At 55.6% G+C, this 14,404-nt stretch carries 14 protein-coding genes; 4 read left to right on the top strand and 10 right to left on the bottom strand.

Annotation, left to right across the window (positions count from 1 at the left end; translation table 11 throughout):
* Nucleotide 1 precedes the first annotated feature (1 nt).
* The 5 genes from lpxK to ABJN86_RS01120 form a co-directional block, all read right to left on the bottom strand.
* The gene (lpxK, locus tag ABJN86_RS01100) at nucleotides 2–979 is read right to left on the bottom strand and encodes a tetraacyldisaccharide 4'-kinase (RefSeq protein WP_348362602.1); all 978 of its coding nucleotides are present in this window, start codon (nucleotides 977–979) and stop codon (nucleotides 2–4) included.
* Nucleotides 979–2,256 carry a 3-deoxy-D-manno-octulosonic acid transferase gene (locus ABJN86_RS01105; RefSeq protein WP_348362603.1) on the bottom strand — a complete coding sequence of 426 codons (1,278 nt, stop codon included), beginning with the start codon at nucleotides 2,254–2,256 and terminating at the stop codon, nucleotides 979–981. The genes lpxK and ABJN86_RS01105 overlap by 1 nt, the downstream gene beginning before the upstream one ends.
* 36 nt (nucleotides 2,257–2,292) lie before the next feature.
* Nucleotides 2,293–2,538 carry a DUF4170 domain-containing protein gene (locus ABJN86_RS01110; protein ID WP_348362605.1) on the bottom strand — a complete coding sequence of 82 codons (246 nt, stop codon included), beginning with the start codon at nucleotides 2,536–2,538 and terminating at the stop codon, nucleotides 2,293–2,295.
* A gap of 66 nt (nucleotides 2,539–2,604) precedes the next feature.
* Nucleotides 2,605–3,390 (bottom strand): 3'(2'),5'-bisphosphate nucleotidase CysQ, encoded by a 786-nt coding sequence (locus tag ABJN86_RS01115; protein ID WP_348362606.1) that lies wholly within the window; start codon nucleotides 3,388–3,390, stop codon nucleotides 2,605–2,607.
* Nucleotides 3,383–4,729 carry a TldD/PmbA family protein gene (locus ABJN86_RS01120; protein ID WP_348362607.1) on the bottom strand — a complete coding sequence of 449 codons (1,347 nt, stop codon included), beginning with the start codon at nucleotides 4,727–4,729 and terminating at the stop codon, nucleotides 3,383–3,385. Before ABJN86_RS01120 ends, ABJN86_RS01115 begins: the two co-directional genes overlap by 8 nt.
* Nucleotides 4,730–4,859: 130 nt before the next feature.
* On the opposite strand from ABJN86_RS01120, the gene ABJN86_RS01125 reads away from it, so the two are divergent.
* From ABJN86_RS01125 to ABJN86_RS01140, 4 genes are all read left to right on the top strand, one after another.
* Entirely contained in the window at nucleotides 4,860–5,615 is a 756-nt protein-coding gene (locus ABJN86_RS01125) for an SDR family oxidoreductase (protein ID WP_348362609.1), read from the top strand.
* Nucleotides 5,612–6,223 (top strand): enoyl-CoA hydratase/isomerase family protein, encoded by a 612-nt coding sequence (locus ABJN86_RS01130; RefSeq protein WP_348362610.1) that lies wholly within the window; start codon nucleotides 5,612–5,614, stop codon nucleotides 6,221–6,223. The genes ABJN86_RS01125 and ABJN86_RS01130 overlap by 4 nt, the downstream gene beginning before the upstream one ends.
* Before the next feature lie 97 nt (nucleotides 6,224–6,320).
* Nucleotides 6,321–7,631 (top strand): mechanosensitive ion channel domain-containing protein, encoded by a 1,311-nt coding sequence (locus ABJN86_RS01135; RefSeq protein ID WP_348362612.1) that lies wholly within the window; start codon nucleotides 6,321–6,323, stop codon nucleotides 7,629–7,631.
* Nucleotides 7,628–8,785, top strand: a complete 1,158-nt coding sequence (locus ABJN86_RS01140; RefSeq protein WP_348362613.1) for a TIGR03862 family flavoprotein — start codon at nucleotides 7,628–7,630, stop codon at nucleotides 8,783–8,785. The genes ABJN86_RS01135 and ABJN86_RS01140 overlap by 4 nt, the downstream gene beginning before the upstream one ends.
* A 6-nt stretch (nucleotides 8,786–8,791) precedes the next feature.
* Here ABJN86_RS01140 and ABJN86_RS01145 read toward each other — a convergent pair whose 3' ends face one another.
* From ABJN86_RS01145 to ABJN86_RS01165, 5 genes are all read right to left on the bottom strand, one after another.
* On the bottom strand, nucleotides 8,792–9,379 hold the full coding sequence (locus tag ABJN86_RS01145) for a glutathione S-transferase family protein (RefSeq protein ID WP_348362615.1): 588 nt from the start codon (nucleotides 9,377–9,379) through the stop codon (nucleotides 8,792–8,794).
* A gap of 10 nt (nucleotides 9,380–9,389) precedes the next feature.
* The gene (holA, locus tag ABJN86_RS01150; RefSeq protein WP_348362616.1) at nucleotides 9,390–10,412 is read right to left on the bottom strand and encodes a DNA polymerase III subunit delta; all 1,023 of its coding nucleotides are present in this window, start codon (nucleotides 10,410–10,412) and stop codon (nucleotides 9,390–9,392) included.
* Between the two features lies 1 nt (nucleotide 10,413).
* Entirely contained in the window at nucleotides 10,414–10,896 is a 483-nt protein-coding gene (gene lptE, locus ABJN86_RS01155) for an LPS assembly lipoprotein LptE (RefSeq protein ID WP_348362617.1), read from the bottom strand.
* On the bottom strand, nucleotides 10,883–13,414 hold the full coding sequence (leuS, locus tag ABJN86_RS01160; RefSeq protein ID WP_348362619.1) for a leucine--tRNA ligase: 2,532 nt from the start codon (nucleotides 13,412–13,414) through the stop codon (nucleotides 10,883–10,885). The genes lptE and leuS overlap by 14 nt, the downstream gene beginning before the upstream one ends.
* A gap of 82 nt (nucleotides 13,415–13,496) precedes the next feature.
* Nucleotides 13,497–14,012: a DUF3576 domain-containing protein gene (locus tag ABJN86_RS01165; RefSeq protein WP_348362621.1), complete on the bottom strand. Its 516-nt coding sequence runs from the start codon at nucleotides 14,010–14,012 to the stop codon at nucleotides 13,497–13,499.
* Nucleotides 14,013–14,404: the final 392 nt, after the last annotated feature.

The raw sequence follows: 14,404 nt of genomic DNA on the forward strand, positions 1-14,404 counted from the left end.
CTTAGAAAATCTTGGTCAGCGCTGCATCCAGTGCTGACCAATCTTCGATTTCCAAACGGACCGGAATTGTTAGCACCTTGGCCCGAAACTCATCGGGCAAGCGGGTTGCGTCCTTCTCGGTTGTGACCAGTTGTGCGCCAAGTAGTTTCGCCTCATTTTCAAGACGCAGCATTAGCGGTTTTGACAATGGTTGATGGTCGTCCAAAGCTTCCGACTTAACGACGTTCGCACCCAACTCTTGCAGAGTGCTAAAGAACTTTTGCGGATACCCGATACCTGCGAAAGCTAAGACGCGGCTATCTTGCCAATCCATACCCGTTTGCAACGGCGCCAAATGACCCTTCAGGTGCGGACAGCTTGGGGCCCCCCAAGTCTGTATAAAGTGATTTTGAGCCCTTTTAGGGCCTATGCTCAGGACAAAGTCGGCCCGCTTCATTCCTACGCTGACAGGCTCTCGTAGCGGCCCAGCGGGTAGCACTTTTCCATTCCCGAACCCGCGCGCCGCGTCGACAACAACTAGGCTTAGATCCTTATGCAATCCCGGGTTTTGGAAGCCGTCATCCAAAACGATCACGTCTGCGCCTTGGCTAGCTGCGAGTTGAGCGCCTATTGTGCGGTCAGGGGAAACCCAAGTTGGTGCGAATGCAGCTAGCAACAGCGGCTCGTCCCCGACGTCGTCTGAATTATGCGCTCGTTCATCTACCCGCGTGGCGGACTTGATGGACCCTCCATAACCGCGAGACACGATATGTGGGCGGTGACCTAATGCCAGAAGTCTCTGGACGATGGCCACGACTGTTGGAGTTTTTCCAGTCCCGCCCGCGTTGATGTTCCCGACGCAAATGACAGGAATTTCCAGTTGAATTGATTTGGCTTTCGCCAATCGCTGAGCAGTTCCTGCAGCATAGATTGCGCCTAGTGGAGACAGGAGCGTTGACCAAAGGCCTGGGGGGCGATGCCAAAACTTCGGAGGTTGCATCAATTGCCTCCGACAGAGCGATCAAGCGCCGCGATGATTTCCGTAAAGGCGCTCTCGGAGGCCTGTGCGCCCTCGCTGCTAACCTCCCACGCCGCGTGGGCCATGGCAGCGGATGTATGTGGTTCCAATAGGTGAATGACGGCTTCACCAAGGCCTTGTGGATCTGCGACATGGCGCGCGCCTTCTGCCGCATCAAGCCGATCATAGACGTCTTGAGCATTAGCAACATGTGGGCCGTGTAAAATCGCTGATCCTAAGGCGGCTGGCTCATAGGGGTTGTGGCCGCCGATCGGTACGAGAGAGCCGCCGAGGAAGTTGAACGGCGCGATGCGATACCATAGGCCCATCTCGCCCAATGTGTCCGCGATGTAGATATCCATCACGGCATCAGGCTCTACGCCTTCTGATCGCAACGCCACTCGCCAGCCTTGTTTGCGTAAGGTTTCGGCAATGTCTGGGCCGCGCTCAGGGTGCCTTGGGGCGATAATGAGTAGCAAGCGAGGCGATGCACGCTGGGCCATGCGATGTGCTGTTGCAACGATGTCCTCTTCGCCAGGGTGGGTAGAGGCGGCAAGCCATACTGGACGGGTTTCCAAGGATGATGATATTGCTTGGCGCGTTTCCTCGTCATAAGGCAAGGCCCCACTGCTTTCTTTCAGCGATCCGTTAACCTGAACAATATCTGGTGAGGCCCCTAGGCGCAGCAGGTGTTCAGCGGTGATCTTGTCTTGCGTCAAGAATAGGTCAAAGTGGTTTAGCAACACCTGAGCCGCGCCGCGAATGCGGATCCATTTATTATATGAATCTTTTGACATACGCGTGTTTAACGAAATCATCGGGATGTTTCGGTCGTGCGTCTCATGGATTAATGCCGGCCACAATTCGCTTTCGGTCCAGATCGCAACATCCGGTTTCCAATGGTCCAGAAAGCTGCGAACAAATGGACGGGCATCTAAGGGTACGAACTGGTGAATTGTTTGATCCGGCAAACGGGATTGCAACAAATCAGCTGATGTACGTGTGCCGGTTGTAATCAGCACATTTATGTCCGGCCTCTCATCAATCAGAGATTCGATCAAGTCCAGCAAGGACAAGGATTCACCAACCGAAGCGGCGTGAAACCAGATCAATTCTCCCTGAGGGCGAGGGTGCGATGCGATTCCTCGCCGCTCCTCGATCCGGTCGGGATCTTCCTTGCCTTCAATCAGCCGTGTAGCCAGCTTGCGATTTGCGAGCGGTACCATCCAGCGAGAAGCTGTCAGGTATAGTGCCAACATGGGGGAAAACGCCATAGCGACGTGACGAGCGCTTACTTAACTGCCAAGTTCTTCGGTTGAAGATGCTTCGGCCTCTTCATCGCGCAGGCGGTGAATATGAGCGATGAAGTAGCGCATATGTGCGTTATCCACAGTCTTTTGTGCCTCGGATTTCCATGCGTCATATGCCGTAGCATAGCTTGGGTACATCCCAACAATGTGGATATCTTCCACATCCTTAAACGCGTTCTTTGTGGGGTCAATCAATTCACCGCCAAAGACGAGGTGCAGGCGTTGGGCCATGGGAGTTCTCCAGTGTTGCTCTATCTGGTAGGACAATACGCCAAGGCCGCTGACAGTGACAGGGGCTTATTGATCTGCCGGTTGGCGAATGCAGGCTTGCAGCTCTTTGTGCATCGCAGCGCCTGCGGCATGGCACCCTTTGGTTTTGGGATGAGGGTTGTTGAACACCAACGGAGCATTGTGCCGATCGGTGACCGTACCTTCGGCTTGGCGCACGATCAGATCACCTGCCGCAATGTCCCATTCCCAACAATCGCGCAGCGTCAGCATGGCATCATAACGCCCTTGTGCAACAAGGCACAGGCGGTAGGCTAGGGAGGGCCTGAATTTGCGTTGAATAGGCGGAACGTCACCATTCCAAAATTCTGGACGCAGGTTAGGTTTTGCGGCAAGGACCGTAGCGCCATCAAGGCAATCAGTTTTGGTGGTGGTGATAAACTCACCATTTAGGGTCGATTTACTGGCATTGGTCGCCGCGAACATCAGGTCCATCATCGGGACATAGACCACCGCTGTGGTGACCAATCCATTCTCGGCTATGGCAAGCGAATGGGAAAAATGGCGCTCGCCCGCGATGAAGGCGCGTGTGCCGTCGATTGGGTCGACAATGAAGACGCGGTCATTTTGCAGACGTGCGCTGCCATCTTCGGTTTCTTCCGATAGCCATCCGTAGTCTTTGCGAGCAGAGAGCAGCTCAGCGCCAAGCATCGCGTCGATTGCCAGATCGGCCTCGGTCACGGGGCCTGCGTTGTCTGCCTTGTCCCATACTTCGGGCGAGGCATTGAAATGCTTGCGCGCAATTTCGCCACTGGCGTGGGCTGCATCAATTAAAAGGCTTAGATCGTCAGTCACCGGCAAGAGTCAAACCTTCTACTAACAGGCTCGGAACGACGCGCGAAAGATGTGTCTTCGCATCGTTGGCGGGTTGAATGGTAGCTAGCATCTCAAGCAAGTTTCCTGCGACGGTGCATTCATTGATTGCATGTGTAGGTTCGCCGTTCTCGATCCAAATGCCCGAGGCGCCACGCGAGTACTCACCTGTGTTTGGATTAATCGTAGAGCCAATCATTGATGTGATCCAAAGCCCTGTGCCGATGTCTTTCATCATTTGCTCTAGGCTACGATCACCTTGAGTTAGTGCGATGTTAGACACTGTTGGGGATGGGGGCCCAGAGGTGCCGCGCGCCGCAGATGCGGTGCTTTGTAAATCCAGCTTGCGGGCATTCGCCAAATCCAAGGTCCATCCTTGCAGGACACCATCTCGAACGATGTCGCGCGGTGCTGTTGCCAGCCCCTCACCGTCAAACGGTTTAGATCCTGAGATGCGCGGGCGGTGCGGGTTCTCAACAATCGACAGGCCGCTAGGCAGGATTTTCTCACCAAGTTTATCCATCAACCAAGATGATCCGCGCGCGATCATAGCGCCGTTGGATGCGGCGAGCAGATGTCCGACTAAAGAAGATGAAATCCGTTCATCAAAGATCACCGGATAAGACCCTGTTTTGGGGCGGCGAGCGCCTTTGCGGGCGACTGTGCGTTCGGCCGCGACCCGTCCTACGTCTTCGGGGCTAGGTAGCTCATTTTGGAAAATCCGACCTTCGCCAAAGTAATCGCGCTCCATGTCAGCGCCTTCGCCGGATATGGCGACGCAGGACAAGCTGCGGCTGGAGCGTTGATACCCGCCCGAGAACCCGTTGGAGGTCGACAATTGGATGCGCCGCTGTCCGTACCCTGCGGAGGCGGATTGCACCTGTTGGATACCTTCATGCGCCAATGCGGCGGCTTCGGCGCGTTTGGCGTCATCTTCCAGCTCGGTTGGGCTTGGCTCGGTCGTGGGGTCGTAAAGCTCAAGCGCGTCGACATCCCAATCCGTAGCCAACTGTGAAGCTTCCGCTAGTCCGATGTAGGGGTCTTCTGGGGCTTCCTTGGCCATCGCAACGGCGCGCTCAGCCATGGTCGATAGTGTTGCGTCGTCAAACAAAGAAGAGGATACAACCGCCTGTTGTTTGCCAATCATGACGCGCAAACCGATATCCACGCCTTCGGACCGCTCCGCGTGCTCCAATTTGCCACCAAGCACATCGATGGACACGGATGTACCGTCAATGGCGATCGCATCTGCGGTCTCTGCGCCAGCCTTTTTGGCGGCGTGCAGCATGCGATCTGTTAGGGCGGATAGGTCTTGGGACATAGTTGGCTCCGGTAAATCTATGATTGGAGGTAGTCTTATGGGGGGCCGCTTGCAAGGCAAGTTGCGCAAGGATCACTTGCAAGTGCGGTGTCCTGCGGGTCAGATGGTGCGAATGTTATTGGAGAGAACCATGGTTGATCTGACAGGAAAAACGGCACTGATCACTGGTGCGAGCCGAGGTATCGGTGCGGATACCGCGCGGGTTATGGCAGTTGCAGGTGCACATGTTGTGTTACTTGCGCGAAGTGCGCGAGACATGGAAGTGCTGGCGGCTGAGATCGGTGCGCGCGCGATTGTTTGCAACTGCGATGTCTCGAACTACGAGGATTGGACGCGGGCAGTCACCACTGCGTTGGAGCAGACTGGCCGGATCGACATTCTCGTCAATAACGCCGGTCTGATCGACCCCATCGCGCGACTTGAAGATAGTGACCCAGAGGAATGGGGTAAGCTGATCGATGTGAACCTAAAAGGTGTCTATTACGGCGTAAGAGCCGTTTTGCCGACGATGTTGGATCAGGGAAAAGGCACCATTTTAAACATCAGTTCCGGTGCTGCACATGGCCCTCTTGAGGGGTGGAGTGCCTACTGCTCCTCTAAGGCGGGTGCCGCGATGTTGACCCGTTGCATTCAAAAAGAACACGGGGACGCTGGCCTTCGCGTGATGGGGCTATCCCCTGGAACCGTGGCGACTGAAATGCAGGTGAAGATCAAGGCGAGCGGCATCAACCCTGTCAGCGCTTTAGACCCGTCGGTGCACATTCCAGCAGATTGGCCCGCCAAAGCACTTTTGTGGATGTGCGGAGCAGATGCAGATTCCTATCTTGGTGAAGAGATTTCATTGCGGGATGAAGATGTGCGAAGACGCGTGGGTGTCGAAGGGTGATTGACGTGAGTAAGGGTGACGCCATTTGGGTGATAAAGATAAACCGGCCCGAGAAGGCTAATTCGCTAACGCGCCGCATGTTGAAGGATATGGCAACTGCAATCGAGTCTGCCGCGGACGAGGCGCAAGCCATTATCTTAACAGGTGAAGGCAAGGTGTTCAGCGCGGGCGCTGATCTAGACGCTGCAAAAAAGGGGCTGGCCGTCGATCCCATTTGGGAGCGGTTGTCCAAAGCCGTGGCGGATTTTCCGGGTTTGAGCGTGGCGGCCTTGAACGGCACACTCGCAGGCGGAGCCATGGGCATGGCTTTGGCCTGCGATCTGCGGCTTTGCGTGCCAACGGCAAAGTTTTTCTACCCGGTCATGAAGTTGGGGTTTCTGCCGCAGCCGTCCGATCCGATCCGGCTTAAGGCGTTGATAGGCCCCTCCAGATCGAAGATGATTTTGATGGGTGGTCAAAAGATTGAGGCGCAGGAGGCTTTGGATTGGGGTTTGGTGGACCGAATTGTCGAAGGCGAGCAATTGTTGAAAATTGCTAAAGATCTTGCCGCGGATGTGGTCGCAGCGAAGCCAAAACATGCCGCCGCAATCAAAACCCTTCTGAACTAGTCAGCTAATTGAACACTGTGGGGGTTCGGATGCTTTCAATGCGCCAACTCTGCGAATAGAAACATTTAGCAGCTCCGAGCATACAAAGGTGAGATCAATGGAAAGCAACCCGTTCGTTCAAAAAATGATTGGTTACGGCGAGCAAGGCGTGGAGCTTGCGTTGAGCTGGTTAACCAGCCCGGCCGCGTGGTCTCAGTTCATGTTGCTCGTTGTAGCATTTGGGCTGGCATGGTTTCTAAACCGTCGACTGAACAAGGTCTTCTTACGGGTTCTAACGCCACCTGAGGAAGCGGTGGGCCTTGTTTCCACTGTGCGCCGTTTCGTTTTGCAATTCTTGCCGCTGCTGTTGCCACTGCTGGCGTATGTTTTTACCGCTGCTGGCGAGCAAGTTGTCCGGTCTTTGTTTGATAGTGGCGCTGTCATCGCATTTGGGAAACGGGTTTTCTTGTTCCTCGCGGCACGGATTCTTGTTCGCCGGATTATCTCTGAGCCATTCTTAAAGCTGCTAGGCAAGTTCGTTCTAATCCCAGTTGCTGCGCTTTACGCACTTGGGATGCTGGATGTGGCGACTTCGGCGCTTACCGATTTTCAAGTCGGTGTTGGTAACATCTCATTCTCGCTAATGGCCATTGTTCGTGGCGTGATAGCGGGGGCGATTTTGTTCTGGCTCGGCCGCTGGTCAAATGATCACAGCGCGGCAATGATCCGTAAGCAAGAGGACTTGCGCCCTGCGACACGGCAACTTGCGGCCAAGGCGATTGAGATCACCATCTTCGGCGCCGCGTTCTTGTTGTTGATGAACATCATGGGCGTCAACCTTGCTAGTCTTGCTGTGCTTGGTGGTGCAATTGGTGTTGGCCTTGGTTTCGGTCTTCAAAAAATCGCTTCGAACTTTATTTCGGGCGTAATCTTGCTGCTCGAAGGGCAAGCAACCGTTGGTGATTTTGTTGAGCTGGACGGAGGTGAAGCAGGGACCATTGTGAAGATGACCGCGCGAGCGATTATCTTGGAAACCTATGATGGTCGCTGGATCGTGGTTCCCAACGAAGATTTCATCGTCACCCGTGTTGTGAACTATTCGGATCAAGGTTCCGCCAACCGGTATGAGGCGGAATTTTCCGTCTCCTATGACACTGACATCAACGCGGTTCCAGCAATCGTAGAGGCGGCGGTGCAATCGCATCCTGACGTGCTGATGAAGCCTTACCCGGCTGATTGCGAGCTGCGTGGTTTCGGCGAAAGCGGCATCGACTTTTCGGTCGAATTTTGGGTCAACGGCATCGATGACGGGCGCCACAAATACACGTCCGATGTACTGTTCCTGATTTGGAATGCACTGAAGGATAACGACATCAAGATTCCATATCCGCACCGCGTTGTTGAGTTCAAAGGTGAGATGCCTAAGTGAGTGATGCCCTTGTCATTGGGGCGGGCCCCGCCGGCCTGATGGCCGCAGAGATGTTGGCGGATGCTGGTCATACAGTGACCGTTGCTGAGCAAAAGCCGTCGGCGGGGCGCAAGTTCCTTATGGCGGGAAAGTCGGGGTTGAACCTGACTAAAGACGAACCTGAAGATAGGTTTCTTCGCGCCTTCGGTGCTGACGAATTGATGCCTGCGCTAAAGGCGTTTGGGGCTGTCGAGGTTATGGCGTGGGCTGAGGACTTGGAGCAGCAGATATTTACTGGTAGCAGTGGTCGCGTGTTCCCAAAGGCGATGAAGGCGTCACCTTTGCTGCGTGCTTGGCTCACGCGGCTGAAGGCGAAAAATGTGACCATGTGTACCCGATGGCGTTGGTTGGGCTGGAAGGATGACGCCACCGTGTTTGCCACGCCGGATGGCCGAGTCGAGCTATCGCCCAAGGTGACCGTGCTTGCAATGGGTGGCGCGTCTTGGGCCAAGTTAGGCTCTGACGGTGCATGGGCCACTCACTTGGACGCCAAGGATATAAACCCTTTCAAACCCGCGAACATGGGGTTCGTTGTGGATTGGTCAGAGCATATGAAAACCCACTTTGGGGCACCGTTGAAAAACATTGCTCTCAATGGCGAGTTGCGTGGCGAAGCGGTGATCTCTGCCAAGGGGCTAGAAGGCGGCGGTGTGTATGCAGTGTCTCGTGCGGTTCGCGACGGGGCGGAGCTGACGATAGATCTTCTACCTGACTTAGATATGTCCGAAGTCACGAACCGCCTGAAACGCAAACGCGGTAAAAACAGTTTGTCGAACCATCTACGAAAGCATCTACGGTTGGACCCTGCGAAGCTGGCATTGTTGCAGGAATTCGGGCGTCCTTTGCCGGATGATTCTTCCTTGCTTGCGCAAACCATCAAAGCCGTTCGCGTACAGCATAAAGGGCCACGCCGGATGGACGAAGCAATCTCAACGGCTGGTGGGCTTTCGTTCGATGTGCTTGATCGCAAGTTTATGCTACGCGACAGACCGGGTGTTTTTGCAGCTGGCGAAATGTTGGACTGGGAAGCACCAACCGGTGGCTACCTGATCACAGGTTGCCTTGCCACAGGTCGCTTCGCGGGACAGGCTGCGGCGGACTATGCATTGCGCTAAGGCAATTTAATCGGAGCGAGCTTCCTTGTAGGCGGGTCGCGCATGAAGGTTTGCAAGATACTCTTCTAAGCGCGGCTCAGATATGTCGAATTTTGCAGCAAGGGCCCAATCTAGGCAATGCCCCAGTAATATGTCGGCGATGGTGAACTCTTCGCCCATCAAGAACGGGCCGTCGCCCATTTGTGCCACCAATGTGGCCTGAGATCGGGCGAACTCCCATTTCAGTGACGGCTTGATTTCTGGCACGCGTTTGTCTTCTGGCAGCACAAAGCTATGGCGCGCGGCGGTCCAAATGACCGCGTCCATTTCGTCTAGGATGAAATGTGTGAACCCGTCTTGGCGCGCGCGGCCCAAAGTTCCGGCCTTGAACGTCAGGCCGTTATGCTTGTCCGCTAAATAGGTCATGATCGCGACGCTGTCGGTCAAAGTGGCCCCATCGTCGACAAGTGAGGGCACTTTGCCAGATGGGTTATGCGCGGTTGCATCCTCCGAGCGCGGTGATGCTGCGATCTGTGTGAAGGGTAATCCCAATTCAATAAGCGCCCATTTCACACGCATTGCACGGGTTTGGTTGGCGCCTATCAAAGTGTACATGGGGCTGTCCTTATCTACGGTTCATCATGGCAAGCCGGATCAAGGCACGCTCCATCAACGCCATTTGCGGGGCGGTGCTGGCGGAGCGGAGCTGTAGATCCGTGTCGGTTAGAAGCTGAAGCGCACTTTCCAATTTGTGGGTTCCCCAAGCGCGGGCTTGTCGCAACATCCGGTCCTTACGTTTGAACGGGATAGGGGGCCGTGCACGCGCAATTCCTGCATCGGGCCCTTTAGGATCACTCGCAGCCAAATGCAGTTTGCGAAAATGCTGGGTAGCGCCAATGCACAGGCGCACTGCAGCGACGCCTTGGGCTTCCAATTTGGTCAGGATCGGCCCGATTTCCTGAAACCGGCCTTCAGCCACGATATCAAGCGCATCATCTAGTGAGGCTTCAGATGTCGCAGGCGCACAGTTTAGGATGTCGTCCGAGGTCACAGGCGTCGTGTCGCCGTGTTTGTAAAGCGACAGCTTCTCGACGGTTTGGCGGAAATCTCCGGGTTCCAGCACACGGCCCAAGTCCATCAAGTCGCCCATTGCATCAGGTGGGATGTCAGTCACACCTGCTTTGCGAAGTTCGGCCTCAATCTCGTCGCGGCCCGGCGGGTCGGCGTAAATCGCCGCTGCGTAAGAGTTGTTGTGCCCCTCAAACAGCTTTCGCATGGCTGAGCGCGGTGTGAGTTGACCACATGTCACTAGAATCGTGGCATCACCTTGCCGCCAGTCCTTCAATGCAGCGTCGACAGCCTTGGCAACAGTGTCAGTGGCGTCTTCAACAAAAGCCACGCGGTGACCAGGGAAAAAACCTTGCGCCTTGATGGCGTCCATCAACATTGCAGGGTCTTTGCGCAACTCGGAGGACGGAATGCGGGTCAGGCGCATTTCCTCTTCGCCTTGCGGGCCAACTAAGGCTGTGATCACTTCTTGGCGACGCATCGCAATGCGCATGGCATCGGGGCCGTAGATAAGTAGACCGGCGCGTGTCGGGTCCGGTTTGGCGAAGAACGCGCGGGCGTCTTTCGGGGCCAGCTTCATGTCAGAACTTACCGGCGTTTATCAGCAGGTCGGTCGTGATCTTGTCAGCCAATGCGGTCATTAACCGCGAGTTGGCATCCCGTTCAGCCGCCAAAGTGGCGACGGATTGGGTAGAGGCTGAATAGGCAGTGAACGTATTTACGCTGCCCGAGTAGACTTCCTCATCGGTGCCCAGGTCGCGCAAAGCGAAGTTGGCACGGCCTAGAACGTTGTAGCGCTCGATGTCGTTGGTGTCGGTAATGGCCAGACCTTCTTCCGAGACCGCGAGCTGAACACTCATCCCGTAGACAGGAGCCTGTGCACGGCCCAACCGTTGTTCCAATTGCGCGACAAGGTCAAAGCTGTTCCGAGTCGTCGGCGCATCCACAAGGATGGAGCCACGCAGGTTCTCCGCACTACCGCCCGTGCCGTAAACGGGCTCAAACCCGCACGCCGCAAGGGCGGGCAGGGAAAGCAGGAAGAAGCGGCGGTTAAATGACGACATTGATGATCCGACCCGGCACGACAATAAGTTTCTTGGGCTCGCGACCTTCAAGAGCCCTAACCACAGCATCATGCGCCAGCGCCAGCTTTTCAACCTCTTCCTTTGAGGCCTCGGACGCCACGCCGATTTCCGCACGGCGTTTGCCGTTGATCTGGATCGGCATGGTGATGGTGTCTTGTACCAACAAGGCCTCATCTGCGACGGGCCATGGGGCGTTGGCAATCAAGCCCTCCCCGCCAAGATGCGTCCAGATTTCCTCAGACAAGTGAGGCGTCATAGGGGACATCAGCTGCGCCAAGACTTTGACGGCTTTGCGTTTCGCACCTGGACCGGCTTTGGATTTGGAGATCGCATTTGCGAATTCATAGAGCTTCGCCACCGACTTGTTGAAGCCAAAGGTCTCAATGCCCAGTGTCACTTCGTTGATCGCAGTCGCGCAGGCACGCTCCAAATCTTTGTCGCTATCGTCGCCATCGCCAAGGTCTTCGGCCAAACGCCAAACACGGCCAAGGAACTTCCATGATGCCTCGGCACCAGATGCGGTCCATTCAACGTCACGCTCGGGCGGGCTATCGGATAGGACGAACCAGCGGGCGGTATCGGCGCCGTATTGGTCGATGATGTCGACAGGGTCGACTACGTTCTTTTTGGATTTCGACATTTTGGCGGATGGGATGACCTCTACGGCCTCGCCAGTTGCACGCAGAGTTGCGTTTGCCTCGTCGACGTCCTCTGGCAAGTGATAAACGGGGCGCCCGTTCTCGTCGCGGGTCTGGTAAATCGCATGGGTGACCATGCCTTGGGTGAACAGGGCGTTAAATGGCTCCTTGGCAGAAGCAGGCAAGTGGCCCGTTTCTTGCATCGCGCGCGCAAAGAAGCGCGAATAAAGCAAGTGCAAGATCGCGTGTTCAATGCCGCCAATGTATTGGTCGACGTTCATCCAGTACTTCGCATCCGCCATGTCTGTCGGCGTGTCAGCGCGCGGCGAAGTGAAGCGCGCATAGTACCAAGAGCTATCGACGAAGGTGTCCATCGTATCGGTTTCACGTTTCGCGGGCTTGCCACACGCGGGGCAACACGTGTCACGCCATGTCGGGTGGCGATCAAGCGGGTTGCCTGGAATGTCGAAGGACACATCGTCAGGCAGCTCAACCGGCAGGTTCTCTTTCTTCTCAGGTACCACGCCGCAGTCATCACAATGCACAACAGGGATCGGGCAACCCCAGTAACGCTGGCGGCTAAGGCCCCAATCGCGCAGACGGTAATTTGTTACACCTTTGCCCCAACCAGCCTTCTCTACGAAGTCGATTGTGGTGTTCACTGCGTCTTCGCCAGTGGCCACATCAAGACCCGCGAAATGGTCGACCCATTTCACCTTCTCGGTTTTCAGCGGCACAAATGCGGTGTTCTCAACCGGTTTTTGGTCATCCAAGGCAAAGAACGTGTCATTCACCGGCAAATCGTATTTGCGGCAGAAGTCCAAGTCGCGTTGATCATGGGCGGGGCAGGCAAAGATCGCGCCGGTGCCGTAATCCATCAAGATGAAGTTTGCGACCCAAACAGGCAGTTCCCAATCAGGGTTCAGCGGGTGTTTCACCTTGAGGCCGGTATCGTACCCGATCTTTTCGCCCTTCTCCAAAGCTTCAGCGGTGGTGCCACCTTTGCGGCATTCGGCGATGAACTCGGCGGCTTTGGGATCAGATGCTTCCAACTCTTTGGCCAATGGGTGATCCGGCGAGATGCCTACAAAGCTGGCGCCCATCAACGTGTCGGGGCGGGTGGTGTAGACTTCAATCGGGTCGCCGCCATCGGTGCGTTCAAACCCAAATTGCAAGCCGCGAGACTTCCCGATCCAGTTGGCTTGCATCAGTTTTACTTTCTCCGGCCAATTGTCGAGGCCGTCCAGCGCACCAAGCAATTCCTCGGACCAATCGCTGATCTTGAAGAACCATTGCGTCAGTTCGCGGCGCTCCACCGGCGCGTCGGAGCGCCAGCCTTTGCCGTCGATCACCTGTTCGTTGGCCAACACGGTCATGTCGACCGGATCCCAGTTCACGGTCGCGTTCTTGCGGTAGACCAAGCCCTTATCCATCATGTCGATGAACATGGCTTGCTGCTGGCCGTAGTACTCTGGGTCACAGGTGGCGAATTCGCGGGTCCAGTCGATGCTCAGCCCCAACGGCTTCATCTGCTCGCGCATGGCGGCGATGTTGCCGTAGGTCCATTCCTTAGGGTGGCCACCGATGGCCATCGCCGCGTTCTCCGCTGGCATCCCGAAGGCGTCCCAGCCCATGGGGTGCAATACGCTAAAGCCGCAGGACGACTTAAAGCGCGCGATCACGTCGCCCATTGTGTAGTTGCGCACGTGCCCAATATGGATGCGGCCCGAGGGGTAGGGGAACATCTCTAGGACGTAGTATTTTTCGCGCGTCTCGTCGCGTGTGGCGAGGAAGGTTTGGGCGTCGTCCCAAGCTTTTTGCCATTTTGGTTCTACGGTGCGTGCGTTGTAGCGGGACATTTGGTCTTCCTAGGATACGAAAAGCGCCGGGCGATGAGGCCCGGCGCATGTAATAGGGATGCGGTTGGACTAGGTCCAGTGGTTAGAGCTTGCCGTCGGCAATCCGAAGTTGGCGCGCTCGTGTTAGAATCGCATCTTCAACGGCTCGCGCGGTTTGTGTCGACACTGCAGCACCGCCTGCGCCTTGCAACGAGACGCGCAAGGAGCGAGCATCAAGTGCCGGATCAGTGATAAATACGGTTGCACGATACGCGCGACCACCCCCTTGCGGACGACCATATCCTAGCGCGAGGGTGCCTGTGAACGGGTCAGCGGCTTCGATCGGCATGAAGTTCAGCACATCCAGGGAAGCCCGCCAAAGGTATTTGTTAACCTTCAACGTCACATTCGGGTCGCTGTTGTTGCTGAACAAGTCACCTAAACGGCTGCCATTTTTTACAGCATTCGAGCGCGCAGCGCTATCGAAGTCGCGTGAGAAGCCGTTCTCATCATTTTCGCGACGTTCGTTCTTGCTTAAGAAGCCGTTGCCGCCACAAGCGGAAAGGGCAAGGACTAGGGCGCTTGTGGCTGTCCAGTTTAAGATACGGGTGATCGGCATGGATGTATGCTCTCGGCCTGTTGTTTTCCCTGTCATATCGGAGCAGGCGGGCTGGAACAAGAAAGAATAGTTTCTTCGCGAGTTTCGGCGTCAAAGAGACTGTGGCGTCGTTGCATCAATTGATCTTGTTCGCTTTCGCGCTGCGTTAGGTTACTTGAATAGCCCTCTAATCCGTAACAAACATGCTGCGACTCAGTTCGGATTCCCTGAATTGAGGTGCACCTAAAAAGTAAAACTCTCGAGGGAAAACGATGAAAAAACTACTTATTGCATCCACTGCACTGGTTTCTACAGCCGGTATCGCAGCAGCTGATGTTGCTCTCACAGGCCGCGCCGAAATCGGTGTTTTCAAAACAACTGCTCAAGACGCACAATTCTTCACCGACATCGAC

This window comes from Litoreibacter sp., assembly GCF_039974535.1.
Classification (GTDB): Bacteria; Pseudomonadota; Alphaproteobacteria; order Rhodobacterales; family Rhodobacteraceae; genus Litoreibacter.